This is a genomic window from Streptomyces sp. CA-146814, assembly GCF_050942385.1.
In the GTDB taxonomy this organism is placed as follows: domain Bacteria; phylum Actinomycetota; class Actinomycetes; order Streptomycetales; family Streptomycetaceae; genus Streptomyces.
This window is the reverse complement of the sequence record NZ_CP192068.1, coordinates 3594629-3617217: the sequence shown is the minus strand read 5'-3', so window position 1 is coordinate 3617217 and position 22589 is coordinate 3594629. Positions and strand designations below refer to the sequence as shown.

The 22589-nt window shown below is 71.6% G+C and carries 23 protein-coding genes; 17 read left to right on the top strand and 6 right to left on the bottom strand.

The window, feature by feature from the left end; all coding sequences use genetic code 11:
* Positions 1-62: 62 nt before the first annotated feature.
* A complete protein-coding gene (gene dnaJ / locus ACQP09_RS15970) occupies positions 63-1259 on the top strand; it encodes a molecular chaperone DnaJ (protein WP_433399972.1) in 1197 nt (398 codons plus the stop codon).
* A 1-nt stretch (position 1260) separates the two neighbouring features.
* Positions 1261-1716 carry a heat shock protein transcriptional repressor HspR gene (locus ACQP09_RS15965; RefSeq protein WP_404061852.1) on the top strand — a complete coding sequence of 152 codons (456 nt, stop codon included), beginning with the start codon at positions 1261-1263 and terminating at the stop codon, positions 1714-1716.
* 103 nt (positions 1717-1819) lie between these two features.
* Here the strand turns inward: ACQP09_RS15965 and ACQP09_RS15960 are convergent, their stop codons facing one another.
* A complete protein-coding gene (locus ACQP09_RS15960) occupies positions 1820-2806 on the bottom strand; it encodes a LuxR C-terminal-related transcriptional regulator (RefSeq protein WP_433399968.1) in 987 nt (328 codons plus the stop codon).
* 77 nt (positions 2807-2883) lie between these two features.
* Positions 2884-3156, bottom strand: a complete 273-nt coding sequence (locus ACQP09_RS15955; RefSeq protein WP_433399965.1) for a YrhB domain-containing protein — start codon at positions 3154-3156, stop codon at positions 2884-2886.
* Positions 3157-3214: 58 nt separating this feature from the next.
* On the opposite strand from ACQP09_RS15955, the gene ACQP09_RS15950 reads away from it, so the two are divergent.
* Positions 3215-3985, top strand: coding sequence for a transposase (locus ACQP09_RS15950; RefSeq protein ID WP_433399962.1), 771 nt, complete (start codon positions 3215-3217; stop codon positions 3983-3985).
* Between the two features lie 65 nt (positions 3986-4050).
* On the opposite strand, the gene ACQP09_RS15945 is transcribed toward ACQP09_RS15950, so the two are convergent.
* A complete protein-coding gene (locus ACQP09_RS15945) occupies positions 4051-5079 on the bottom strand; it encodes a LuxR C-terminal-related transcriptional regulator (RefSeq protein ID WP_433399959.1) in 1029 nt (342 codons plus the stop codon).
* Between the two features lie 180 nt (positions 5080-5259).
* Positions 5260-6264, bottom strand: a complete 1005-nt coding sequence (locus tag ACQP09_RS15940) for a helix-turn-helix transcriptional regulator (RefSeq protein WP_433399956.1) — start codon at positions 6262-6264, stop codon at positions 5260-5262.
* A gap of 109 nt (positions 6265-6373) precedes the next feature.
* Here ACQP09_RS15940 and ACQP09_RS15935 point away from each other — a divergent pair, with 109 nt between their 5' ends.
* Entirely contained in the window at positions 6374-6625 is a 252-nt protein-coding gene (locus ACQP09_RS15935) for a hypothetical protein (RefSeq protein ID WP_433399954.1), read from the top strand.
* Positions 6622-6945, top strand: a complete 324-nt coding sequence (locus ACQP09_RS15930; protein ID WP_356756049.1) for a (2Fe-2S)-binding protein — start codon at positions 6622-6624, stop codon at positions 6943-6945. Before ACQP09_RS15935 ends, ACQP09_RS15930 begins: the two co-directional genes overlap by 4 nt.
* A 110-nt stretch (positions 6946-7055) precedes the next feature.
* On the opposite strand, the gene ACQP09_RS15925 is transcribed toward ACQP09_RS15930, so the two are convergent.
* Positions 7056-7457, bottom strand: coding sequence for a pyridoxamine 5'-phosphate oxidase family protein (locus ACQP09_RS15925; RefSeq protein ID WP_433399951.1), 402 nt, complete (start codon positions 7455-7457; stop codon positions 7056-7058).
* 165 nt (positions 7458-7622) lie between these two features.
* On the opposite strand from ACQP09_RS15925, the gene clpB reads away from it, so the two are divergent.
* Together clpB and ACQP09_RS15915 are read left to right on the top strand one after the other, a co-directional pair.
* Entirely contained in the window at positions 7623-10220 is a 2598-nt protein-coding gene (clpB, locus tag ACQP09_RS15920) for an ATP-dependent chaperone ClpB (RefSeq protein WP_433399948.1), read from the top strand.
* Positions 10221-10401: 181 nt separating this feature from the next.
* A complete protein-coding gene (locus ACQP09_RS15915; protein ID WP_433399945.1) occupies positions 10402-10953 on the top strand; it encodes a YbjN domain-containing protein in 552 nt (183 codons plus the stop codon).
* Positions 10954-11018: 65 nt separating this feature from the next.
* Here ACQP09_RS15915 and ACQP09_RS15910 read toward each other — a convergent pair whose 3' ends face one another.
* On the bottom strand, positions 11019-12230 hold the full coding sequence (locus ACQP09_RS15910; protein ID WP_433399942.1) for a pyridoxal phosphate-dependent aminotransferase: 1212 nt from the start codon (positions 12228-12230) through the stop codon (positions 11019-11021).
* Positions 12231-12392: 162 nt separating this feature from the next.
* On the opposite strand from ACQP09_RS15910, the gene ACQP09_RS15905 reads away from it, so the two are divergent.
* The 10 genes from ACQP09_RS15905 to ACQP09_RS15860 all read left to right on the top strand — a co-directional run bounded on the left by ACQP09_RS15905 (position 12393) and on the right by ACQP09_RS15860 (position 22523).
* The gene (locus ACQP09_RS15905) at positions 12393-12668 is read left to right on the top strand and encodes a hypothetical protein (RefSeq protein WP_433399939.1); all 276 of its coding nucleotides are present in this window, start codon (positions 12393-12395) and stop codon (positions 12666-12668) included.
* 323 nt (positions 12669-12991) lie between these two features.
* Positions 12992-13513 (top strand): DUF2617 family protein, encoded by a 522-nt coding sequence (locus ACQP09_RS15900; protein ID WP_433399936.1) that lies wholly within the window; start codon positions 12992-12994, stop codon positions 13511-13513.
* Positions 13514-13627: 114 nt separating this feature from the next.
* Entirely contained in the window at positions 13628-15238 is a 1611-nt protein-coding gene (locus ACQP09_RS15895; RefSeq protein WP_433399933.1) for a polyamine aminopropyltransferase, read from the top strand.
* Positions 15239-15333: 95 nt separating this feature from the next.
* Entirely contained in the window at positions 15334-16299 is a 966-nt protein-coding gene (locus tag ACQP09_RS15890; RefSeq protein ID WP_433399930.1) for a carbon monoxide dehydrogenase, read from the top strand.
* Between the two features lie 34 nt (positions 16300-16333).
* Positions 16334-17173, top strand: a complete 840-nt coding sequence (locus ACQP09_RS15885) for an aldose 1-epimerase (RefSeq protein ID WP_433399927.1) — start codon at positions 16334-16336, stop codon at positions 17171-17173.
* Between the two features lie 64 nt (positions 17174-17237).
* Positions 17238-17777: an orotate phosphoribosyltransferase gene (gene pyrE / locus ACQP09_RS15880; RefSeq protein WP_433399925.1), complete on the top strand. Its 540-nt coding sequence runs from the start codon at positions 17238-17240 to the stop codon at positions 17775-17777.
* A gap of 152 nt (positions 17778-17929) precedes the next feature.
* Positions 17930-18961, top strand: a complete 1032-nt coding sequence (gene fbaA, locus ACQP09_RS15875) for a class II fructose-bisphosphate aldolase (RefSeq protein WP_018514124.1) — start codon at positions 17930-17932, stop codon at positions 18959-18961.
* Positions 18962-19062: 101 nt separating this feature from the next.
* Positions 19063-20244: a MalY/PatB family protein gene (locus ACQP09_RS15870; protein WP_433399922.1), complete on the top strand. Its 1182-nt coding sequence runs from the start codon at positions 19063-19065 to the stop codon at positions 20242-20244.
* 207 nt (positions 20245-20451) lie between these two features.
* Positions 20452-21978: a DHA2 family efflux MFS transporter permease subunit gene (locus ACQP09_RS15865; protein WP_433399919.1), complete on the top strand. Its 1527-nt coding sequence runs from the start codon at positions 20452-20454 to the stop codon at positions 21976-21978.
* A gap of 131 nt (positions 21979-22109) precedes the next feature.
* Positions 22110-22523 carry a DUF3151 domain-containing protein gene (locus tag ACQP09_RS15860; protein ID WP_015609558.1) on the top strand — a complete coding sequence of 138 codons (414 nt, stop codon included), beginning with the start codon at positions 22110-22112 and terminating at the stop codon, positions 22521-22523.
* Positions 22524-22589: the final 66 nt, after the last annotated feature.

Genomic DNA, 22589 nt, shown 5'->3' with positions numbered 1-22589 from the left:
CCGGTCCGGCGGCCGGCCCACGGGTCGGCCGCCGCGCCGATCGTCCGGAAGGAGGGACGTCGATGAGCACGAAGGACTTCGTCGAGAAGGACTACTACAAGGTCCTCGGCGTCCCCAAGGACGCCACCGACGCCGAGATCAAGAAGGCGTACCGCAAGCTCGCCCGCGAGTTCCACCCGGACGCCAACAAGGGTGACGCCAAGGCGGAGGAGCGCTTCAAGGAGATCTCCGAGGCGAACGACGTCCTCGGCGACACCAAGCGGCGCAAGGAGTACGACGAGGCGCGCGCCCTCTTCGGCAACGGTGGCTTCCGCGCCGGCCCCGGTGGTGCGGGCGGCAACTTCAACTTCGACCTGGGCGACCTCTTCGGCGGAGGCGCCCCGGGCGGCGGACAGGGCGGTGCGGGCGGCGGGTTCGGCGGCGGCGGAGGAGGCGGTCTCGGCGACGTCTTCGGCGGGCTGTTCAACCGCGGCGGTACCGGCACCCGGGTCCAGCCGCGGCGCGGCCAGGACATCGAGTCCGAGGTGACGCTCAGCTTCACCGAGGCGGTCGACGGGGCCACGGTCCCGCTGCGGATGTCCAGCCAGGCGCCCTGCAAGGCGTGTTCCGGCACCGGCGACAAGAACGGCACCCCCAGGGTCTGCCCGACCTGCGTCGGCACCGGCCAGGTCTCGCGCGGCACCGGCGGCGGCTTCTCGCTCACCGACCCGTGCGTGGACTGCAAGGGCCGGGGCCTCATCGCCCAGGACCCGTGCGAGGTCTGCCACGGCAGCGGCCGGGCCAAGTCGGCCCGCACGATGCAGGTCAGGATCCCGGCGGGCGTCTCGGACGGCCAGCGGATCCGGCTGCGCGGCAAGGGCGGACCGGGCGAGCGCGGCGGTCCGGCCGGCGATCTGTACGTCGTCGTCCACGTCGGCGCCCACCCGGTCTTCGGGCGCAAGGGCGACAACCTCACGGTCACCGTGCCCGTCACCTTCCCGGAGGCGACGCTCGGCGGCGAGGTGAAGGTCCCCACCCTCGGCGGACCCCCGGTCACCCTGAAACTGCCCGCCGGCACCCCGAACGGGCGTACGATGCGCGCCCGGGGCAAGGGTGCGGTCCGCAAGGACGGCACCCGCGGCGACCTGCTGGTCACCGTGGAGGTCGCGGTCCCCACGGACCTCGGCCAGGAAGGCCGGGACGCACTGGAGGCCTACCGCAAGGCGACCGCGGACGAGGATCCGCGGGCGGAACTGTTCCAGGCCGCGAAGGGAGCTTGAGATGGACGGCCGTCGACGCAATCCGTACCAGCTGACCGATGAATCACCGGTGTACGTGATCTCGATCGCGGCCCAGCTCTCGGGCCTGCACCCGCAGACGCTGCGCCAGTACGACCGTCTCGGCCTGGTCTCCCCGGACCGCACGGCCGGCCGCGGCCGCCGCTACTCGGCCCGCGACATCGAGCTGCTGCGCACCGTGCAGCAGCTGTCGCAGGACGAGGGCATCAACCTGGCGGGCATCAAGCGCATCATCGAGCTGGAGAACCAGGTGGCCGCGCTCCAGCAGCGCGTCGCCGAACTCTCGGCGGCGGTGGACGGCGCGGCGGTCGCCATGCAGCAGCGCGAGGCCCAGGTGCACGCCTCGTACCGCCGCGACCTCGTGCCGTACCAGGACGTGCAGCAGACCAGCGCGCTGGTGGTGTGGCGGCCCAAGCCGAAGAGGGCGACGGGGGAGTAGGAGCGGCGCACGCCTTGTGTGTCGCGCACGTCTTGTGCGGTTGCACGCGGCTTTGCGCGGCGGGGCCGGAGGAGCGGATGCTCTTCCGGCCCCGCCGTGCGTTTCAGGTGCCGCCGTGGCCGGCTCTCGCGATGCCGGAGTGGGCGAGCAGGGCGCCGAGGTGGGTGCGGCTGGTGGCGCCGAGGGTGTGCATGAGTCTGGCGATGTGGGAGCGGCAGGTGCGGACGCTGATGCCCATCTTCCGGGCGACGACCTCGTCGACGTGGCCTTCGGTGAGGAGGCGGGCGATGCTGAGCTGGACGGCGGTGAGGGGGGTGCCGGGGAGTGCGGTCGGGAGGGGGTCGTCGTACGGGGTGGCCTGGGCCCAGAGGACCTCGTAGACGTGGACCAGGTAGCGGACCAGGGCCGGGTGGCGGATCTCCAGGGCGGTGTCGTTGCCGGGGGCGGCGGGGACGTAGGCGACCGTGCGGTCGAAGACGATCAGGCGGTCGATGGCCTGTTCCATGGTGCGGACTTCGAGGTGGCCCGGGGGGAGTTGGTCCAGGTACTCCGTGAAACGCGTGTTGTAGCGCACGGGGTGCTGGTAGAGGTGGCGCATCCGGCCGCCGGCCGCGATGACGGCCCGGGCGTTCGTGAGGCCCTGCCGCATGCTGTGGGCGAGGCGGTTGCCGCCCGGCTGTGCGGTGAGGACCTCGTCCCGGGCGGCCCGGGAGGCCTCGCCCAGGGCTGCCATGACGCGCTCCCGCCCTTCGATGACGGTGATCGCCGGGCGCGGTTCCCGGTCGGCGATCGCGGTCAGCGGCAGGAGGGCGTCGACGAGCGCGGCCGTGGTGTCGAGGCGTTCGAAGACCTCCTGCGCGAAGGGTCTGAGCAGCCGCGTGAGCGCGGCCGACGCCGGTACGGGGCGTACCCACCGCTCGTCGTCCGGGTCCGGGTGGACCAGGCCGCGCTCGAACAGGCAGGATGCCTCGGCGAAGTCCGTCCGGGGCAGGCGGCCTTCGCGCAGAGCCGTCGCGTAGAGGCTCATGGCGGGCTCGCAGAGACCGTGGACGGCCCCCGCTCTGTCCGTGCTCTCCGCCGTCGTGCACATGCCTCGGCCCCCCGTAGGTTTCGGTATGCCCCTGGACGAGGCTAAGGGCTGTCCCGTATCTGTGGTGCGGACAGCTGTCAGGCGCTCGGGTTCCTCCACAGATGTCGCTCGTCCAGGCTCCCGAATCGCACGTCTCCGCGGGCAAGGTCGACGAGGATGGGCCAGCAGTCGAGCAGTTGCTCTCTCGCATCACGCGAGGCGAGGTACTGCACGGAGTTGTAGGGCACGATCAGGAGCCCGTTGCTCTCACAGACCCGCTCTGCGTCGATGGCGAGAGGCGGCTCGTCCTCGCGCTGGCTCTGCGCAAGAAACGTCACCGCGAGTTGCAGGGCCTCGTCCTGCTCCATCATCCGTCTCCAGTCCGTCGGCTCGAAGAAGGCACCCTAACCGGCCTGGGATGATCTTGGTGTGGCTGGTGTGATCACGGCGTCGGAGCCGTCCTGGATAGCCCCGTTCTCCGGGCTGAGCCCGCGCGCCTTCGGGAAGCTGGTGGCGGTGCTGCGTCGCGAGGGTGCGGACGCGGTCCGCCGGGGCCGGCCGTGGAGTCTTCCGCTGGAGGACCGGGTCCTGCTGGTTGCGGCGTACTGGCGGACGAACCTGACGATGCGGCAGCTCGCGCCGCTGTTCGGGGTCTCGAAGTCGGCGGCGGACCGGATCATCGACCACCTCGGGCCGATGCTCGCGCTCCAGCCCCGCAAGCGGTTCGCGAAGGACGCCGTGCTCATCGTGGACGGCACCCTGGTCCCCACCCGGGATCACACGATCGCGGAGCGGTCGAAGAACTACCGGTACTCCACCAACCATCAGGTCGTCATCGACGCCGACACCCGCCTGGTCGTCGTGGTCGGCCGGCCGCTCGCCGGGAACCGCAACGACTGCAAGGCATGGGAGGAATCCGGAGCCAAAGCCGCCGTCGGCAAGACCCTCACGATCGCCGACGGCGGCTATCCGGGCACCGGACTCGTCATCCCGCACCGCCGTAAGAGAGGCCAGACCAAACTCCCGGACTGGAAAGAAGAGCACAACAAATCCCACAAACAGGTCCGGGCCCGCGTCGAGCACGTCTTCGCCCGCATGAAGACCTGGAGGATCCTCCGCGACTGCCGCCTCAAGGGCGACGGCGTCCACCACGCCATGCTCGGCATCGCCCGCATGCACAACCTCGCCCTCGCCGGATAAGCCGACGGGCCGAACGGCAACCGACCATGCCCAAGGCGACACGAAGATCATTTACGGGACAGCCCTTAGTTGCCGTCCTCCGGACGCGCCGGAGCCGCACGTAACGGCCGCTCGGTGCCCGTCGCCTCGACGATGCCCGACTCGACGAGCAGCGCGCCGAGATGGGTGCGGCTGGTGGCGCCCAAGGTCTGCATGAGCTTGGCGATGTGCGAGCGGCAGGTGCGGACGCTGATGCCCATCTTGCGGGCCACCACGTCGTCGACGTGGCCTTCGGTGAGGAGGCGGGCGATGCTGAGCTGGACGGCGGTGACCGGGGCGTTCGGTGCGGTCGCCTGGTGGTTCTCGGCCAGCGGGACGGCCTGGGCCCAGAGGACCTCGTAGACCTGGATCAGGTAGGAGACCAGAGCCGGATGGCTGATCCGCAGCGCGGTGTTGCGGTCGGCGGAACCGGGGATGTAGGCCACCGCGCGGTCGATGATGATCAGCCGTTCGACGGTCAGCTCGGTGGTGCGTACCTGCAGGTGCTGGGCCGGGACCTGGGACAGGTAGTCCCGGACGGTGCTGCTGTAGCGCGCCGGATGCTGGTAGATGTGCCGGATCCGGGCTCCCCGCCGGATGGCCGTATGGGCGTTGGCCAGGGCCTCCCGCAGGGTGCTGGCCGGGCGGTCGCTGCCGGGCTGGGCCGTGAGGATCTCGTCCGTGGCGGTGGCGGTGGCCTCGTTGAGGGACGCCTGGATGGCCGGGACCCCCTCCAGCACGGTGATGGCGAGGTTGGGGTCGTCGTGGGCCACGGCGGTCAGCGGGAACAGGGACCGGCTCAGCGCGGCCGCGAGGCGCAGGCGCTCGTCGATCTCCCGGGAGACCGGTTGCAGGAGGTTGGCCAGAGCGGCCGACGGCGACACGGGCCGCATCCAGGTGTCGTCCCACGGGTCGGGATGCAGCAGGGCGAGGTCCGTCAGGCAGGGGGCTTCGGCGAGATCGGGGCGGGCTATTCGTCCGGCGCGCAGGGCTTTCTCGTACAGGCGGAGCGCTGGATCGCACAACTCGGTAGGCGCGTGCGGATGATGTCCCAATCTGGCTTCATTGCTTCCCATTTGGGATCCCCCTGCTTTATGCAGTGCAACAAGTTGACGGTGGTGCCAGCGTAGTTCCGAGGGGAGTGTGGAGATGCCGGGGGAGCCGGGAACTCCCTCGGCGCGACCTGGGCGTCGGCTGTGCTCTCCCCCATTGCGCAGTCACGCCCGGGTTCCCGTACGGGGGGATCGATCGCGCGGTCAGGAGTCCGATTCCAGGATTCCTGACCGTGCGATGAGATATCCGAGTTGTGCGCGGCTGTTGCTGCCGAGCGCGACACTGAGCTTGGCGATGTGGGAGCGGCAGGTGCGTACGTTCATGCCGAGGCGGCGGGCGATGGCCTCGTCCACATGGCCCTCGACCAACAGTTTGGCGATGGAATGGCGTACTCCGGAAATCCCTTCCGGACCGGGGTCGTAAGGGATCTGCTCCTGCAACGGAGTGCCGCGGTGCCAGAACTGCTCGAAGACCTTGACGAGGTATTTCACGATGACCGGATGCCGGAGTTCGAGAGCGACGGTCCGGTCTTCCGTGGCGGGGATGAAGGCGACCGTGTGGTCGAAGATCATGAGACGCTCGACGAGTTCCTCGAGCGTCCGTATCTCCATCTTGCTCTCGGCCATGCGGGCCACGTAATTTAGCGTGCCCTGACTGTGCCGGACCGTGTGCTGATACAGCGTGCGCATGGCGACACCGCGTTGCATGAGCGTGTTTCCGCGCTCCATGGCGATGTTGAGCGCGACCTCGCTGCGACCGCCCCCGGGCTGGATGGTGAGCACCTCCGACTGGCACTCGGAGAGGGCGAGCTCGATGGAGGCGTTGATGCGGCTGATGCCCTCGACGACCGTGATCGAGTGGGTGGTGGGCGGAGCCTGGCTGCTGACGGCCATGAAGGGCTCGAACGCCTCGGCCAGCTCCACCGAGAGCCGCCGCCGCTCCTGGATCTCCCGCTCGATGGGGTGAAGCCGCTGCGTGAGCGCCGCGAACGCCGGCACCGGCCGTAGCCAGGCGGGGTCGTCCGGATCGGGATGCAGCAGGGCGAACTCCAGCAGGCACGGAGCCGCTTCCGCCTCGGCGCGGGCTATCTTCCCCATGCTCAGCGCGCTCGTGTAGAGCCGCGCCCCCTCGTCGCACAAAGTGGTGACAGAGTGGGGATGTGTCGCTTTGGCTCTATCTGTGGTCAATTCTCCACCCCCCAGGAACATGCATCAGCAGGAACATGATGCATCGTTTCTGTGGTTTGACGTGCCTTGATGAGCCATCGTCTTGTGATGCGGGGGAGAGGAAACCTTGGAAGTGAGGACGAAGCCCACTATGAGTAAGAAATCGCTTCGCTCGGTGCTTGCCGTGGCCTTCTCCGCCGGGCTCGTGTCCGTGGCTCTCGGTGCTCTGGGTACCGAGGCGGCAGGTACGGACGGCACGGTCGCCGTGCAGTCCCAAGCCCGGCCGCCCGCCGACCTGGCCTGGGACGCGGCGCCCGCGAAGCTTGCGGGAGCATCCACGGCCGTCGAGCAAGGGCCTGACATGGGGTGGGACTTCGCCCCGACCGCGAAGGACCGGGCATGACCCCCCCGCCGCCGGACGACCGCACCTTCCGGCGCGAGATGGCAACCGCCTATCGCTCAGGGTGGCATTTCATCGATCTGCTCACGGCCCTCCCCCGCCGTGGCGACTCGTTGATGGTCACCCTGTTCGGAGAGCCGATCGTCGTCGTGATGGAAGAGGACGAGGACGTCCGCGCCTATCGCTGTCTCCGACGCCCCCGTGGCGCGCCGCAGCCCGTCCGCTGCGCCGTCAGGTACGGGATGATCTTTGTGAACCTCGATCAGCGGGACCACGAGCTGATCGCGTCAGAACCCCTTTCCGCCACCCCCCGCAGTGCCTGAGCGATTCCCCCGTCGTCACCTGTCGCTCCAGGCGCTTCCCCCACACAGCGGCGCCACCGTGACCTGAACACGGTGGCGCCGTTGTGCTGTCCCCGTACGGGAAGGGGCGGTCAGGCGTTGCCGAGCGCCCGGTCCAGGGCGATCTCGATCACGATGCGCTCCGGGTTCTCCCTCGGCGTGCGCTCGTACCGCTCCGCGTAGCGGCTCTCCGCGTCCGCGACGGCCTCCGGTTCCGTACGGATGGTCGCGCGGCCCTCCAGCGTCGCCCACCGGGCCTGGTGCATCTGGCAGACGGCGACCCGTGCCCCCTCCGGTCCCGCGGCCAGGATGTTGGCGACCTTGCGGGTGTTCCTGCCGGTGATCACCCGGGCCACTCCGGCCTCCGGGTCGTACGTCACGCCCACCGGCACCACGTGCGGTGTGCCGTCCGGGCGGAGCGTCGTCAGCGTGCACACATGCCGCTCGCGCCAGAACGCGAGGTACTCGGGGGTGGGGTTCCGTACGTCTGCCATGGGGGAAGCGTAGGCGGCGGTGCGGTGGCGGGTGGCCCCGGTGGCCGGTTCACTCAGGACGGGCGGGGCCGGGGTGCCGTATTCTTGCCTTGAGTGGAATAGACTCAACTTTGTGTACGTCGGAATCATCAAGGAACCCCCAGCTGCGAGGAGGAGCAAGGACCCGTGGACGCCGAGCTGACCAACAAGAGCCGGGACGCCATCAACGCGGCCACCGACCGGGCCGTGAAGGACGGGCACCCCGACCTCACCCCCGCACACCTGCTGCTCGCGCTGCTGGGCGGCGAGGACAACGAGAACATCACCGACCTGCTCGCCGCCGTCGAGGCCGACCAGGCCGTCGTGCGCGGCGAGACCGAGCGGCTGCTCGGGACCCTGCCCAGCGTCACCGGCTCCACCGTGGCCCCGCCGCAGCCCAACCGTGAGCTGCTGGCCGTCATCCAGGACGCGGCGCAGCGGGCGAAGGAGCTCGGTGACGAGTACCTCTCCACCGAGCACCTGCTGATCGGGATCGCCGCGAAGGGCGGGCGCGCCGGTGAGATCCTCGACGGACAAGGGGCCGGTGCGAAGAAGCTGCTGGCCGCATTCGAGACGAGCAGGGGCGGCCGCCGCGTGACCACACCCGACCCGGAGGGCCAGTACAAGGCCCTGGAGAAGTTCGGCACCGACTTCACGGCCGCCGCGCGCGACGGCAAGCTGGACCCGGTCATCGGCCGTGACCAGGAGATCCGCCGTGTCGTGCAGGTCCTGTCCCGCCGGACCAAGAACAACCCGGTGCTCATCGGCGAGCCCGGCGTCGGCAAGACCGCCGTCGTCGAAGGGCTCGCCCAGCGCATCGTCAAGGGTGACGTCCCGGAGAGCCTGAAGAACAAGCGGCTGGTCTCGCTCGACCTCGGCGCGATGGTCGCGGGCGCGAAGTACCGCGGCGAGTTCGAGGAGCGCCTGAAGACCGTCCTCTCCGAGATCAAGGAGAGCGACGGCCAGATCATCACCTTCATCGACGAGCTGCACACCGTCGTGGGCGCCGGCGCGGGCGGCGACTCCGCCATGGACGCGGGCAACATGCTCAAGCCGATGCTGGCCCGCGGTGAGCTGCGCATGGTCGGCGCGACCACGCTCGACGAGTACCGCGAGCGCATCGAGAAGGACCCGGCCCTGGAGCGCCGCTTCCAGCAGGTCCTGGTGGCCGAGCCGTCCGTCGAGGACACCATCGCCATCCTCCGCGGCCTCAAGGGCCGTTACGAGGCCCACCACAAGGTCCAGATCGCGGACTCGGCGCTGGTCGCCGCGGCCACGCTCTCCGACCGCTACATCACCTCCCGCTTCCTCCCCGACAAGGCCATCGACCTGGTCGACGAGGCCGCCTCCCGGCTCCGTATGGAGATCGACTCCTCACCGCTGGAGATCGACGAACTCCAGCGCTCCGTCGACCGGTTGAGGATGGAGGAACTGGCGCTGAAGAACGAGTCCGACGCCGCCTCCAAGCAGCGCCTGGAGAAGCTGCGCCGCGACCTCGCCGACAAGGAGGAGGAGCTGCGCGGCCTCAACGCCCGCTGGGAGAAGGAGAAGCAGGGCCTCAACCGGGTCGGTGAGCTGAAGGAGCGCCTGGACGAGCTGCGCGGCCAGGCCGAACGAGCGCAACGCGACGGTGACTTCGACGCCGCCTCCAAGCTGCTGTACGGGGAGATCCCGGGCCTGGAGCGCGAGTTGGAGGAGGCCGCCGAGGCGGAGCAGGAAGCCTCCAAGGACACCATGGTCAAGGAGGAGGTCGGGCCGGACGACATCGCGGACGTCGTCGGCGCCTGGACCGGCATCCCGGCCGGGCGGCTGCTGGAGGGCGAGACGCAGAAGCTGCTGCGGATGGAGAGCGAGCTGGGCAAGCGGCTGATCGGCCAGAGCGAGGCCGTGCAAGCCGTCTCCGACGCCGTACGCCGTACGCGCGCCGGGATCGCCGACCCCGACCGGCCCACCGGCTCCTTCCTCTTCCTCGGCCCCACCGGCGTCGGCAAGACCGAGCTGGCGAAGGCGCTCGCGGACTTCCTCTTCGACGACGAGCGGGCCATGATCCGCATCGACATGAGCGAGTACGGCGAGAAGCACAGCGTCGCCCGCCTGGTCGGCGCCCCGCCCGGCTACGTCGGCTACGAGGAGGGCGGCCAGCTCACCGAGGCCGTCCGCCGCCGCCCGTACAGCGTCGTCCTCCTGGACGAGGTCGAGAAGGCCCACCCCGAGGTCTTCGACATCCTGCTCCAGGTCCTCGACGACGGCCGGCTCACCGACGGCCAGGGCCGCACGGTGGACTTCCGCAACACCATCCTCATCCTCACCTCCAACCTCGGCAGCCAGTTCCTGATGGACCCCCTGGTCAAGCCCGAGGTCAAGAAGCAGCAGGTGCTGGAGGTGGTGCGGGCCTCCTTCAAGCCGGAGTTCATCAACCGGCTGGACGACCTGGTGGTCTTCTCGGCGCTCTCCGGCGACGAGCTGGCGCACATCGCCGGGCTCCAGATCGACCGGCTGGCGAAGCGGCTCGCGGACCGGCGGCTCACCCTGGACGTCACGCCGGAGGCGCTCGCCTGGCTCGCCCAGGAGGGCAACGACCCGGCGTACGGGGCACGCCCGCTGCGCCGCCTCATCCAGACGGCCATCGGCGACCGGCTCGCCAAGGAGATCCTCTCCGGCGAGATCCGGGACGGCGACACCGTACGCGTGGACCGCGCCGGGGAGGCGGACGCGGACGGCCTGACCGTCGGCCCGGCCGCGTAGAGCCGCTGAAGGCGCCGGGCCGGCCGCGTGAGCCGCCGGCCCGGTGCCTGAGAACCAGCCCCGCCCGCCCCTCCCCGAAGCCGCGGCGTGTCAGCTTGTGGCGGATAGGGGCCGTGCGGGCTTGCCATGCCCCGCCCGCCATGGGAGAGGATGGCCGCCAACCGCACGAAGGGAAATAACGGTGAGCATCGATCCGTCCTCGATTCCTAATTTCGGGGGCCAGCCCGAACCGCAGGCGGCAGGACCGGAGGGCCCCGTCGTCCCTGACCAGGGCCTCGTCAAGCAGCTCCTCGACCAGATGGAGCTCAAGTACGTCGTCGACGACGAGGGCGACCTCGCCGCGCCGTGGGAAGAGTTCCGGACGTACTTCATGTTCCGGGGCGAGGACGAGCAGCAGGTCTTCTCGGTCCGTACGTTCTACGACCGCCCGCACGCGCTCGACCTGCGTCCGGTCCTCCTGGACGCCATCGACGACTGGAACCGCCGCACCCTGTGGCCCAAGGTCTACACCCACGCCCACGAGGGCGAGGAGGGTGAGGCGGGCTCCGTCCGGCTGATCGGTGAGGCGCAGATGCTCATCGGCACCGGCGTCAGCCTGGAGCACTTCGTCTCCTCGACGGTGAGCTGGGTGCGCGCCTCGATCGAGTTCGACAAGTGGCTCGTCGAGCGCCTCGGCCTCGCGCCGGCCGAGGAGAAGACGGACGGCGAGGGCACGGAGTCCGCGGGCGCCTGACGCCTCGCACCACGACAGCGGCCCGGGTGGCGGTCACCACGACCGCCTCCCGGGCCGTTCCGTCCTCACCCCAGCCGCCCCAGCCGCTCCACCGCCTCCTCCAGCACGTCCTCCCGCTTGCAGAACGTGAACCGGACCTGGCTGCGGCCCGCCTCCGGGTCGTCGTAGAAGACCGAGACCGGGACGGCGGCCACCCCGCAGCGCTCCGGGAGGGCCCGGCAGAAGGCGTACGCGTCCTCCTCGCCGAACGGGGAGATGTCGGTGGTGACGAAGTACGTCCCCTCCGGCTCGTAGACCCGGAAGCCCGCGCTCCGCAGGCCCTCCGCCAGCAGGTCGCGCCTGCGGCGCATCCCCTCGCGGAACTCCGTGAAGAACGCGTCCGGCAGCCGGAGCGCCTCCGCGATCGCGTACTGGAACGGGCCGCCGCTCACGAACGTGAGGTACTGCTTCGCCGAGCGCACCGCCGTCACCAGCGGCGCGGCGGCCGTCACCCAGCCGATCTTCCAGCCGGTGTACGAGTACGTCTTGCCGGCCGACGAGATGGAGACCGTCCGCTCGCGCATCCCGGGCAGGGCGGCGATCGGGTGGTGGGAGCCGGCGAAGACGAGGTGCTCGTACACCTCGTCGGTGACCACCAGGAGGTCGTGTTCGACCGCCAGGGCCGCGATGCCGCTCAGCTCCTCGGGGGTGAGGACCGTGCCGGTCGGGTTGTGCGGTGAGTTGAGCAGCAGGAGGCGGGTGCGCGGGGTGATCAGGGAGCGCAGCTCGTCGAGGTCCGGGCGGAAGGCGGGGGCGCGGAGGGTGAGCGGGACGCGGACGCCGCCGGCCATCGCGATGCACGCGGCGTACGAGTCGTAGTACGGCTCGAACGCGATGACCTCGTCGCCCGGCTCCACCAGCGCCAGCAGCGCGGCGGCGATCGCCTCGGTGGCCCCGGTGGTGATCAGGACTTCGGTGTCGGGGGACCAGGTCAGGCCGTAGAACCGCTTCTGGTGGTCGGCGACGGCGGTCCGCAGCTCCGGGACGCCGGGGCCTGGCGGGTACTGGTTGCCGTGGCCGGAGCGCAGCGCCCGGACCGCCGCCTCCCTGATCTCCTCGGGGCCGTCGGTGTCGGGGAAGCCCTGGCCGAGGTTGATCGAGCCGGTCCGCGCGGCCAGCGCGGACATCTCGGCGAAGATCGTCGTCCCGAACCCGGCCAGGCTGCGGTTGAGCAGCGGTCGTCGTCCCTCGGGTCCGTGCCCCTGGTGTGCCTGGTCCTGCCCGTGTCCCTGTGTCATGGGCGCCATCCTGCGCTCAAGCTCTGGAGTTGCTCAAGTCTGCTTTGGCGCGTTCGTGACAGGGGGATCCCCCTGTCACGAAGGAAGACCGGGAAACCGGAGAGATCCGGGAAGCGACGGGGGAACCGCTCGCTTCGGGGGAGAGAAAGGCGGGTGAGGGGCATGACTGTCCTCGTCACGGTGCTGATCGGTGTGGGGATTCTCGTCGGCCTGCTGGTGGCCCTGGCACGGGCGACCCGGGTCGGGAGCGGACCGTCCGGGCGGGCCCGGCGGCGGTCCGCCGCGAGCGGTTCGGCGGCGGGCGGCGGTGGCTGGTGGGTCGGCGGAGGCGGTGACGGAGGCGGCTCCTCGTCCTGCGGCTCCTCCTCCGGCGGCCACTCGTGCGGCGGTGGGTCGTCGTGCGGCGGCGGCGGCGGTGGTTGCGGCGGAGGCAGCTGAGCGGGCCGGGAGGCCGTCGCCGTCACCGACAGTGACTCCAGGGCCGGGCGCCCGGAGGGTGAACTCCCTCCGGGCGCCCTGTCGTTGAGCCACGCAGACGAAAACGGCTGAACAGTTGAACCGGGCTGCCCCCGGGGGGATGGAAACCACGTCAAGTTGGGTAAAAACGCTGCGAGTGCGGCGTACTTCGTGATTCCCTTCTCGAAGAGAACATTCAGCCCTCGGACCCCAGTTGGACCAGATCGGGCGCTCCCCTCCTCCCACGCGCACGCTCGGGGGAAGCCCGCTGTCCATGCGTCCATGTGTGTTTGCGGAGCCGACCCATGCTCACCACCCTCCAGACGGCCTATTCCGATACCCGCGCCGCCGACCTGGCCTGGACCCTGGGGCGGGAGCCGCTCCCGGCCCTCGCCGTCCTCGACCTCCAGCTCGGCGGTGCCGAACTGCAGTTGAGGCTCCTCGGCGCCTCCCACCAGGTGCTCCTCCAGGAGGACCGCGGTGTCTGTTCCGAGACCGTCGCCTGCATCCCGGGCAGCAGCACTCCGCTCCCTCTCGGTGTCGCCGAGCGGCTCGGGGACTGGGAGTACGAGTTCGCGGCCCGCGTCGAGACCCTGACGCAGGGCCAGTTCGCGGGACGGGCGCAGGAGCTGCTCGCGCTCGTGAGCGACCACCCGCACGGCCTGGCGGGCACCTTCCCCGGCTCCCCGTACGCCTTCACCGCGATGCTCGCCCAGCGCATCGAGGGCCAGGTGCGGTGGCGGACCTGGCACGCGTACCCGCAGGAAGGGCAGTTGGTGGTCACCCGGACCCGGGTGGGGGTGCGCATCCCGGCGCCCGCGCTCTGAGGGCCGCGCGGCCGGGGGCCTGGTGCCTCCCGGCCGCGTCACTAGAACTCCTGTGGTTACTTGCACCCTTGTGGGTGACAGGCGGCGACCGGGCGGTGACGTAGCGTTCGCAGCATGATCGACCAGCAGGTGTCGCTGCGAGGGGGCGCGGCGCGGCTTCCCGTACGGCCGAGGACCGGCCGGTTCCTCGTGCTGGCCGCCGTCTTCGTCTGCGCGGCCTGCGGTCTCGTCTACGAGCTGGAACTGGTCGCGCTCGCCTCCTACTTGATCGGTGACTCGGTCACCCAGGCCTCCGTCGTGCTCTCCACGATGGTCTTCGCGATGGGCATCGGCTCGCTCCTCGCGAAACGTTTACGCTGCCACGCCGCCGTCGGTTTCGGGCTGATCGAGGCGGCCCTCGCGCTCATCGGCGGCTCCTCGGCGCTCGTGCTGTACGCGTCGTTCGCCTGGCTCGGTGAGTCGCGGTACGCCGTGGTCGGGTTCTCGCTGGCGATCGGGGTGCTGATCGGCGCGGAGATCCCGCTGCTGATGACGCTGATCCAGCGCGTCGACCGGCAGGACGCGGGCGGGGCCGTGGCCGATCTCTTCGCCGCCGACTACGTGGGCGCGCTCGTCGGCGGGCTGGCCTTTCCGTTCCTCCTGCTGCCGATGCTCGGCCAGCTCACCGGCGCGCTCCTGACGGGCGCGGTGAACGCGGCCGCCGGCGGGGCGCTGGTCCTGTGGGTGTTCCGCCGCGACCTCACGCCCCGCTCCCGCCGCCTCCTCTTCCTGGTCAACTTCTCGGTGATCGCCGTCCTGGCCACCGCCACGTTCCTGGTCGACGACTTCGAGCGGGCGGCGCGGCGGGCGGTCTACGGGGACCAGGTGCGGGTGGCCGTGCAGACCGGGGTGCAGGAGGTCGTCCTGACCGGCACCGACCGCGACTCCCTCGGCCTCTACCTGGACGGCCGGCTCCGGGTCAGCGCCCGCGACGCGTACCGCTACCACGAGGCGCTGGTCCACCCGGCGATGGACGGGCCCCGCGCCCGCGTCCTCGTCCTCGGCGGCGGCGACGGGCTCGCCGCCCGCGAGGTGCTCCGGTACGCGGACGTCCGCTCGGTCACCGTCGTCGAGATCGACCCCGCCGTCACCCGGCTGGCCCGCACCGACCCGGCCCTCTCCGAGCTCAACGGCCACGCCTACCGCGACCCCCGCCTCACCGCCGTCGGCGCGGACGCCTTCACCTGGCTGCGCGCCGACCACCGCCGCTACGACGTGGTGATCTCCGACCTGCCGGACCCGGGGATCACGGCCAGTACGAAGCTGTACTCCGCCGAGTTCTACGGCCTGATCGCCGAGGCCCTGGCCCCGCGCGGCCGGCTCGTGGTGCACGCGGGCCCGCCGGTGGTCCGGCCGCGGACCTTCTGGACGGTGGAGGCCTCGGTACGGGCCGGAGGCCTCGCCACCCGCCCGTACCGCATCCCGGCCCGCCCCTCCGGTCACCCGTCCGGCTCCACCGCGAGCCCCGACCGGCCCGCCTCCGGAGGCCGGTCCGCGGAGGACTGGGGCTTCCTGCTCGCGGCGGCGGAAGCGGTGGGGGAGCCGGGGCTCGGCGCCGGTGCGCCGGTACCGCGCTCGCTCGGGGAGGCGGAACTACGGGAGGGGGCCCGGGCGGCGGACCGGCTGCGGCTGCCGGGGCAGGCGCCGTCCACGCTGGTCCACCCGCGGTACCGGGAGGAGGCGTGAGGGGCTCCCGGGGGCCTCGTGCGGTGGCGCCGGGCACGAGGGCCGGGCGGGTGGAAGCCCTGACGGGCGGGCCGGGGGCGATTAGGCTCGGTCGTATGGAGCATCAGGTGTTCGTTCCGGTCCCGGTCCCGGCCCTGCGGCGCACGCTGGGCGACCCCGCCCGGGTCGCCCGCTGCGTACCGGGCTTCCAGCGCGACGCCGACGCGTCGGCGTCGCCGCTGGCGGGCCGGTGGAAGTTCCGGGCCGGCGGCCACACCATCACGTACCGGGGCGAGCTGAAGCTCTCCGGGCCCGAGGGCGACCGCTTCTCGGTGACCGGGGAGGGCGTGGAGGCCCGGGGGACGGGCGCGGTGAAGCTGGCCCTGACCCTCGCCCTCACGGAGACGGGGACGGCGGCGGGGACGAGCACGGAGGGCGGCACGACTCTCACGTACAGCGGTACGGCGAGCGGCGACGGCCGGCTGGCCGAGCTGGAGGAGGGCGCCGCGTTCGCCGCCGCCCAGCGCCTCCTGGACCGCTTCACCCAGCAGCTGGTGACGGAGACGCTGGCCGTACGGGAGGGGGACGGCGGGGACGACGGCGCGGAGGACGTATCGGCCGAAGGGCTTGAGGGAGACGTCGAGCCCTCCGAGCCCGCTGACCTCCCGAAGCCCTCCGAGCCTGCGAGTGGACCCGACGTACCCGCTGGGCCTGCCGGTGGACCCGACGAACCCGCCGGGCCTGCCGGTGGACCCGAAGAGCCCGCCGGTGGGCCCGAAGAACCCGCCGAACCCGCCTCCGTATTCGAATCGCCCGTCCCACCGCCCGCCCTCGACCCCGTCGCCGGAGTGGAGTTCACCGTCCCCGACGAGCCGCCCGCCGAGGCCGCGCACGCCCGCCGCACCATGATCGGCCGCAGCGCGGAGGAGGTCGACCACGCGCCTCCGCGCGGCCGGTACGCCCCCGTGCCCTCGCCGGACGCGGGCGGGCCCGGAACCACTCTGCGCTGGGTCGCACCGGCCGCCGCTCTCGCGCTCGCCTCCGCCGTGGTGCTGAGCCGGGCGTTGCGGCGCCGCAGGTGAGGCACCGCCAGGAGACCGCCAGTAGGGTCGTCGGGTGAGCAGCAGCGAAGAGACCACGCAGAACGCAGAGAACCGGAACGCAGAGAACGAAGAGAGCGTCAGGCTCCGCGTCGGCGACGCCGAGTTGACCGTCGAGCCCGCCCACGGCTGCCGGATCAGCAGCCTGCGGATCGGCTCCACCGAACTGCTGCGCCAGGGCGAGCGGTACGGCTGCTTCCCGATGGTGCCCTGGTGCGGCCGTACCGGATACGGGAAGTTCCGCAACGGCGACGCCGCCCACCAACTGCCCCTCAACTCACCGCCGCACGCCATCCACGGCACCGGCCGGGACACCGCCTGGCAGACCGCCCACGTGGACAAGGCGCAGGCCGCCTTCTACTACGACCTCGCCGAGCCCTGGCCGTACGAGGGCCGGGTGACCCAGACCTTCGAGCTGACCGAGGACGGGCTGACCCTCGGCCTCGCCGTGGAGACGTACGGCACCTCCTTCCCGGCCCAGGCCGGCTGGCACCCCTGGTTCCACCGCAGCCTCGAAGACGGCCGGCCCGCTGAGCTCTCCTTCGACGCGACCTGGCAGGAGGAGCGCGGCGAGGACCACCTGCCGACCGGCCGCCGCATCGACCCCGTACCGGGACCGTGGGACGACTGCTTCGGGATGCCCGACGGCGTGGACGTGAAGCTCACCTGGCCGGAGCAGCTGGAGCTGACGGTGAAGAGCCGCAGCGAGTGGGGGGTCATCTACGACGAGCAGGACGAGGCGATCTGCGTCGAGCCGCAGTCCGGTCCGCCGAACGGCCTGAACACCACACCTCGCCTGGTCACGCCGATCGACCCGCTGGAGATCACGACGACCTGGAGCTGGGCGCGGCTCTGAGGCGGGGCGTGCTCCGGAGCGGGGCGTGCTCCGGGGGTTTCGGCATGCGCATACCCTCGTGGACATGACTGACGTACACGCTGACCTGCTCCAGCAGATCAAGGACAAGGCCGTGGTGCACGGCAAGGTGACCCTCTCCTCGGGGCTGGAAGCCGACTGGTACATCGACCTGCGCCGGATCACGCTGGACGGCAAGGCCGCGCCGCTGGTCGGCCAGGCCATGCTCGACGCCACCGCCGCGCTGGACTTCGACTGCGTCGGCGGGCTGACGCTCGGCGCCGACCCGGTCGCCACGTCGATGCTGCACGCCTCCGCCGCACGCGGGAAGAGCCTGGACGCGTTCGTCGTCCGCAAGGCGCAGAAGGCGCACGGGATGCAGCGCCGGATCGAGGGCACCGACGTGAAGGGCCGCCGCTGCCTGGTCGTCGACGACACCTCCACCACCGGCGGCTCGCCGCTGACCGCCGTCGAGGCCGTACGGGAGGCGGGCGGCGAGGTCGTCGCCGTCGCCGTGATCGTGGAGCGCGGTGCCGCTCCGGCCATCGCGGAGGCCGGTCTGCCGTACATCCAGGTCTACTCGGTGGCCGACCTCGGCCTCACCTGAGCCATTTCGGACCTCACGGACTGTTTCACGTGAAACAGGGTCCGCCGGGTGGAGCCGGATGAGGAGTCTGGGAAGATGGGGGCGACGATGACGTCGCCCCCAGGTCAGGGACTTACACGCCTGTACACCCGCACATCCCAAGGAGCGGTCAGATGCCCATCGCAACCCCCGAGGCTTACGCCGAGATGCTCGACCGGGCCAAGGCGGGCAAGTTCGCCTACCCGGCCATCAACGTCACCTCGACGCAGACGCTGCACGCGGCCCTGCGCGGCTTCGCGGAGGCCGAGAGCGACGGCATCGTCCAGATCTCCACGGGCGGTGCGGAGTTCCTGGGCGGCCAGTACAACAAGGACATGGTCACGGGCGCGGTCGCGCTGGCCGAGTTCGCGCACATCGTCGCGGCCAAGTACGACGTCACCGTCGCGCTCCACACCGACCACTGCCCCAAGGACAAGCTGGACGGTTACGTACGTCCGCTGCTCGCCGTCTCCGCCGAGCGCGTCGCCAAGGGTCTGAACCCGCTGTTCCAGTCCCACATGTGGGATGGCTCGGCCGAGACCCTCGCCGACAACCTGGCCATCGGCCAGGAGCTGCTGGCCCAGGCCGCCGCCGCCAAGATCATCCTTGAGGTCGAGATCACCCCGACCGGTGGCGAGGAGGACGGCGTCACGCACGAGATCAACGACGAGCTGTACACGACCGTCGACGACGCGCTGCGCACCGCCGAGGCGCTCGGCCTGGGCGAGAAGGGCCGCTACCTGCTGGCCGCCTCCTTCGGCAACGTCCACGGCGTCTACAAGCCGGGCAACGTCGTGCTCCGCCCCGAGCTGCTGAAGGACCTCCAGTCGGGCGTCTCCGAGAAGTACGGCAAGCCGGCCGGCAGCCAGCCGTTCGACTTCGTCTTCCACGGCGGCTCGGGCTCCACCGCCGAGGAGATCGCCACCGCTCTGGAGAACGGCGTCGTGAAGATGAACCTCGACACCGACACCCAGTACGCCTTCACCCGTCCGGTCGCGGACCACATGTTCCGCAACTACGACGGCGTCCTGAAGGTCGACGGCGAGGTCGGCAACAAGAAGACCTACGACCCCCGCACCTGGGGCAAGGCCGCCGAGGCGGGCATGGCCGTGCGCGTCACCGAGGCGTGCGCGAACCTGCGCTCCACCGGCACGAAGCTGAAGTAAGCAGTAGACGAGTACGGATGTACGGCGTCGGGCCCGGTCCTCCTCCCCGGAGGGCCGGGCCCGTTGCCGTGCCGAGACCGTTCACAGAGGGAGGGCCCGTCATGGCCGAGCTGTACGACTTCGACACCGCCGTCGACCGCCGGGGCACCTGGTGCGTCCAGTGGGACGGGGTCGCCGACCGGTTCGGGGTCGACGGGCTGCTCCCGTTCACCATCTCCGACATGGACTTCACCACCGCGCCCGAGGTGCTCGCCGCACTACGGGCCCGGCTGGACCACGGCGTCTTCGGCTACACCACCTGGTGGCAGGACGACTTCCGCTCGGCCGTCGCGCACTGGTACGCCACCCGGTACGGCACCGAGATCGACACCGGGCAGCTCGTGTACGGCCCGTCCGTGCTCAGCCAGCTCTCCCAGCTCCTCCAGATGTGGACGGCCGAGGGGGACGGGGTCGTCGTCCACACCCCCACGTACGACGGCTTCCGCAAGGCGATCACCGGGCTCGGGCGGGAGCTGCGCGGGGTGCCGGTCGGGGACGAGGAGGCGTTGGTACGGGAGCTGGCGCGGCCGGACGCCAAGGTCCTGGTGCTGTGCTCGCCGCACAACCCGACCGGGCGGGTCTGGACGGCCGCCGAGCTGACCCGGATGGCGGAGCTGGCGGAACGGCACGGGGTCGCGGTGGTCAGCGACGAGATCCACGCGGACTTCGTGCACGACGGGCACGTCCATGTGCCGTGGACGCGGGTGGCCGGTGAGGGCCGCTGGGCGCTCATCACCTCCGGGTCGAAGGCCTTCAACTTTCCGGCGCTGACCGGTTCGTACGGGCTCATCGGCGATCCGGCGGACCGGGCGGAGTACCTGCGGCGCATGGAGACGGCGGAGGGGCTCGCCTCCCCGGCGGTGCTGTCGCTGACCGCGCACATCGCGGCGTACCGGGAGGGGGCGGCGTGGCTGGACGCGGTGCGGGCGTATGTGGCGGGGAACCTGGGTCACGTCGCGGAGCGGCTCTCCGCCGACCTGCCCGAGCTGGGGTGGGAGCCGCCGCAGGCCGGGTACCTGGCGTGGATCGACCTGCGGGCGGCGGGGGTGGACGACGCGGAGTTGCAGCGGGTGCTGGTGGAGCGGGAGCGCGTGGCGATCATGGGGGGTTCCGTTTACGGGGCGCCGGGGTTCGTGCGGCTGAACGTGGGGTGCCCTCGGGCGAAGGTGGAGCGGGGGGTGGAGGCGCTGGTGCGGGCGGTGAAGGCCGTGGGGGCCGCACACTCCAGCCCCTCCGGCGTTTGAGGAGCGGGGGTACGGGGGCGGCGCCCCTGTGACGGTGCCCAGGGGTGCGGCGCGTGGAGGCCGCGCGGTAGTCGCTGGTTTCGGGGGCTCTGCCCCGGCCCCCGCTCCTCAAACGCCGGAGGGGCTTGAAGGGTGGGCCCCTGCCCCGTGCGGGCTCTCCGGGGCTCCTCAATCGCCGGAGGGGCTTAATTGAGGCACGCTGGCCCCATGGCTGCTGCTGGCTCCGCTCCCGGGGAGATCCGGGTCGCCTCCCCCGTCGGGCGGTGGGTCGTGCTCACCACCGTGCTCGGCTCCGGCATGGCGATGCTCGACTCGACCGTCATCAACGTCGCCCTGCCCCGCATCGGCGCCGACCTCGACACCGATCTGGCCGCGCTCCAGTGGACCGTCAACGCGTACATGCTGACCCTCGCCGGGCTGATCCTGCTCGGCGGGGCGCTCGGCGACCGGTACGGGCGGCGGCGGGTGTTCGTGGTGGGGGTGGTGTGGTTCGCCGTCGCCTCGCTGCTCTGCGGGATCGCCCCGAACGCGGAGGTGCTCATCGCCGCCCGCGCCCTTCAGGGGGTCGGCGGGGCGCTGCTCACCCCGGGGTCCCTCGCGCTCATCCAGGCCAGCTTCCATCCCGACGACCGGGCGCGGGCCGTGGGGCTCTGGTCCGGGTTCGGCGGGGTCGGGGCGGCCGTGGGGCCGTTCGTGGGCGGGTGGCTGGTCGACGGGCCCGGCTGGCGGTGGGTCTTCCTGCTCAACCTGCCGCTCGCCGCGATCTGCGTGCCCGTCGCCCTCCGCCACGTACCGGAGTCGCGCGATCCGGCGGCGCACGGCCGGTTCGACGTGCTGGGGGCCGCGCTCGGGGCGTTCGCGCTGGCCGGGGTGACGTACGCGCTGATCGAGGCGCCGCAGCAGGGCGCCTCGCCGCTCGTCATCGGGGCGGCGCTCGGCGGGGTGCTGCTCGGCGTGGCGTTCGTGCTGGTGGAGCGGCGGCGGGCGGATCCGATGCTGCCGCCGTCGATCTTCCGCTCGCGCCTCTTCACCTCGGTCAACCTGGTGACGTTCTGCGTGTACGCGGCGCTCGGCGGCTTCTTCTTCCTCTCCGCGATCCAGCTCCAGGTGGTCGCCGGATATTCGGCGCTCGGTGCCGGTACCGCGCTGCTGCCGACGACCATCCTGATGCTGCTGTTCTCCGCCTGGTCCGGCGAGCTGGGCCGCCGGATCGGGCCGCGTATCCCGCTCACGGTGGGGCCGCTGCTGGCCGCCGCCGGGATGCTGCTGATGCTGCGGGTGGGGCCGGGCAGTGCGTCCTTCGGCGGGTACGTCGGTGAGGTGCTGCCCGCCGTCCTGGTGCTCGGCGCCGGGCTCGTCGTGGTCGTGGCCCCGCTCACCGCGACCGTCCTGGCCGCCGTGGACACCGGGCGCGCCGGGCTGGCCAGCGGGATCAACAACGCGGCCGCCCGGGCCGCCGGCCTGATCGCGGTGGCCGCGCTGCCGCTGCTCGCCGGGATGGGCCCGGAGGCGTACCGGGACGCGGGCGAGTTCGCGGCGACCTTCCGGCGGGCGATGCCGATGTGCGCCGGGTTGCTGGTGCTGGGCGCGGTCATCGCCTGCTGGACCGTCCGCACCCCGCCGGTCACCGCCGCCGAGCCGGAACGGGCGGAGGAGCGGCCCGAGTGCACTGTCCACTGCGGGATCGTGGCCCCGCCGCTGGAGCCGGAGCGGGCGCGGGAAGCCGGGCGGTGAGGGGCCCGGCCCCAGGTGTCCGGAGCGGGCGCCGTGAGCCGTCTTCCGGCCACCGCAGCCGGCGCGCGAAACCGGGCAGTAGGGCGGCCGGTGCGGTGTCCCCGGCGGCCCGGTCCAGGCACACTTGATCCATGTCCATCCACGAGAACCTGCTCGGGGGCCCCGCCCCGACCCATCTGCCCGACGACCCCGAGCCGCGCGAGCTGCTCGCCGCCGGCACCCCGCCCGCCGAGGTCGCCGCGAAGTACCCCACCTCCTCGCTCGCCTGGGCGCAGCTCGCCGACGAGGCGTTCGAGGGCGGCCGGGTCATCGAGTCGTACGCGTACGCCCGTACCGGCTACCACCGCGGCCTCGACTCCCTGCGCCGGGCCGGCTGGAAGGGCCACGGCCCCGTACCGTTCGAGCACGAGCCGAACCGCGGCTTCCTCCGCGCCCTGCACGCCCTCGCCCGGGCCGCCGGGTCCATCGGGGAGACCGAGGAGCACGAGCGCTGCTCGACGTTCCTGCGCGACTCCTCGCCGACCGCCGCCGACATCCTCAGCTGACTTCCTGAGCGCTCCCCGCCCAAGCACGTCGGGCGGGGAGGCGCTTAGTATGCGAGCAGGGGACCG

Bases quoted from the DNA above. Each gene is read 5' to 3' on its own strand.
- ACQP09_RS15955 (WP_433399965.1), bottom strand. From the start codon at position 3,156: ATGATGGAGCAGGACGAGGCCCTGCAACTCGCGGTGACGTTTCTTGCG.
- ACQP09_RS15925 (WP_433399951.1), bottom strand. From the start codon at position 7,457: ATGGCAGACGTACGGAACCCCACCCCCGAGTACCTCGCGTTCTGGCGC.
- ACQP09_RS15910 (WP_433399942.1), bottom strand. From the start codon at position 12,230: ATGACACAGGGACACGGGCAGGACCAGGCACACCAGGGGCACGGACCC.
- ACQP09_RS15905 (WP_433399939.1), top strand. From the start codon at position 12,393: ATGACTGTCCTCGTCACGGTGCTGATCGGTGTGGGGATTCTCGTCGGC.
- ACQP09_RS15865 (WP_433399919.1), top strand. From the start codon at position 20,452: ATGGCTGCTGCTGGCTCCGCTCCCGGGGAGATCCGGGTCGCCTCCCCC.
- fbaA (WP_018514124.1), top strand. From the start codon at position 17,930: ATGCCCATCGCAACCCCCGAGGCTTACGCCGAGATGCTCGACCGGGCC.
- pyrE (WP_433399925.1), top strand. From the start codon at position 17,238: ATGACTGACGTACACGCTGACCTGCTCCAGCAGATCAAGGACAAGGCC.
- ACQP09_RS15930 (WP_356756049.1), top strand. From the start codon at position 6,622: ATGACCCCCCCGCCGCCGGACGACCGCACCTTCCGGCGCGAGATGGCA.
- dnaJ (WP_433399972.1), top strand. From the start codon at position 63: ATGAGCACGAAGGACTTCGTCGAGAAGGACTACTACAAGGTCCTCGGC.
- ACQP09_RS15870 (WP_433399922.1), top strand. From the start codon at position 19,063: ATGGCCGAGCTGTACGACTTCGACACCGCCGTCGACCGCCGGGGCACC.
- ACQP09_RS15895 (WP_433399933.1), top strand. From the start codon at position 13,628: ATGATCGACCAGCAGGTGTCGCTGCGAGGGGGCGCGGCGCGGCTTCCC.
- ACQP09_RS15900 (WP_433399936.1), top strand. From the start codon at position 12,992: ATGCTCACCACCCTCCAGACGGCCTATTCCGATACCCGCGCCGCCGAC.
- ACQP09_RS15965 (WP_404061852.1), top strand. From the start codon at position 1,261: ATGGACGGCCGTCGACGCAATCCGTACCAGCTGACCGATGAATCACCG.
- ACQP09_RS15940 (WP_433399956.1), bottom strand. From the start codon at position 6,264: ATGTTCCTGGGGGGTGGAGAATTGACCACAGATAGAGCCAAAGCGACA.
- ACQP09_RS15860 (WP_015609558.1), top strand. From the start codon at position 22,110: ATGTCCATCCACGAGAACCTGCTCGGGGGCCCCGCCCCGACCCATCTG.
- ACQP09_RS15935 (WP_433399954.1), top strand. From the start codon at position 6,374: ATGAGTAAGAAATCGCTTCGCTCGGTGCTTGCCGTGGCCTTCTCCGCC.
- ACQP09_RS15945 (WP_433399959.1), bottom strand. From the start codon at position 5,079: ATGGGAAGCAATGAAGCCAGATTGGGACATCATCCGCACGCGCCTACC.
- ACQP09_RS15960 (WP_433399968.1), bottom strand. From the start codon at position 2,806: ATGTGCACGACGGCGGAGAGCACGGACAGAGCGGGGGCCGTCCACGGT.
- ACQP09_RS15890 (WP_433399930.1), top strand. From the start codon at position 15,334: ATGGAGCATCAGGTGTTCGTTCCGGTCCCGGTCCCGGCCCTGCGGCGC.